The sequence below is a fragment of the Pedobacter panaciterrae genome (genome assembly GCF_013204795.1).
Taxonomy (GTDB): Bacteria; Bacteroidota; Bacteroidia; order Sphingobacteriales; family Sphingobacteriaceae; genus Pedobacter; species Pedobacter panaciterrae.
Genome location: NZ_JABMKW010000009.1, coordinates 1 through 1,451, shown reverse-complemented (window position 1 = coordinate 1,451; position 1,451 = coordinate 1). Strand labels below are relative to the sequence as shown.

The following is a 1,451-nucleotide window of genomic DNA, read 5'->3' as shown; positions in this document are numbered from 1 at the left end:
CCCAACTTCCATGGCTTGACGGGCGGTGTGTACAAGGCCCGGGAACGTATTCACCGCGTCATTGCTGATACGCGATTACTAGCGAATCCAACTTCAAGAGGTCGAGTTGCAGACCTCTATCCGAACTGTGAATGGCTTTTTGAGATTTGCTTGCTGTTGCCAGCTTGCTGCCCTCTGTACCATCCATTGTAGCACGTGTGTAGCCCCGGACGTAAGGGCCATGATGACTTGACGTCGTCCCCTCCTTCCTCTCTGTTTGCACAGGCAGTCTGTTTAGAGTCCCCACCTTAACGTGCTGGCAACTAAACATAGGGGTTGCGCTCGTTGCGGGACTTAACCCAACACCTCACGGCACGAGCTGACGACAGCCATGCAGCACCTAGTTTCGTGTGATTGCTCACTTATCTATCTCTAGATAATTCACTAACTTTCAAGCCCGGGTAAGGTTCCTCGCGTATCATCGAATTAAACCACATGCTCCTCCGCTTGTGCGGGCCCCCGTCAATTCCTTTGAGTTTCACCCTTGCGGGCGTACTCCCCAGGTGGAATACTTAACGCTTTCGCTTAGCCGCTAACTGTATATCGCTAACAGCGAGTATTCATCGTTTAGGGCGTGGACTACCAGGGTATCTAATCCTGTTTGATCCCCACGCTTTCGTGCCTCAGCGTCAATAAAACCATAGTAAGCTGCCTTCGCAATCGGTGTTCTGTGACATATCTATGCATTTCACCGCTACTTGTCACATTCCGCCTACCTCTAGTTCATTCAAGCTCATCAGTATCAAAGGCACTGCGATGGTTGAGCCACCGTCTTTCACCCCTGACTTAATAAGCCGCCTACGCACCCTTTAAACCCAATAAATCCGGATAACGCTTGGATCCTCCGTATTACCGCGGCTGCTGGCACGGAGTTAGCCGATCCTTATTCCTTCGGTACATTCAGCTTATTACACGTAATAAGGTTTATTCCCGAATAAAAGCAGTTTACGACCCAGAGGGCTGTCTTCCTGCACGCGGCATGGCTGGTTCAGAGTTGCCTCCATTGACCAATATTCCTTACTGCTGCCTCCCGTAGGAGTCTGGTCCGTGTCTCAGTACCAGTGTGGGGGGTCATCCTCTCAGATCCCCTAGTCATCGTCGCCTTGGTGGGCCGTTACCCCGCCAACTAGCTAATGACACGCATGCCCATCTCAATCCTATAAATATTTGAACATTAGATAATGCTATCCTGTGTTTTTATGCGGTGTTAATCCGAATTTCTTCGGGCTATCCCCCTGATTGAGGTAGGTTGCATACGCGTTACGCACCCGTGCGCCACTTTCATAAGGAGCAAGCCCCTTAATCTCGTTCGACTTGCATGTATTAGGCCTGCCGCTAGCGTTCATCCTGAGCCAGGATCAAACTCTCCATTGTAAAATGTGTTGTTTGAATCTCTGACCATTCTTAACTTG

Annotated in this window: 1 rRNA gene; it reads right to left on the bottom strand. The window is 50.1% G+C overall.

Annotated features, from left to right (window positions below):
• Positions 1 to 1,413: ribosomal RNA gene (locus tag HQN86_RS07105) — 16S ribosomal RNA — on the bottom strand; the annotation flags it as partial.
• Positions 1,414 to 1,451: the final 38 nt, after the last annotated feature.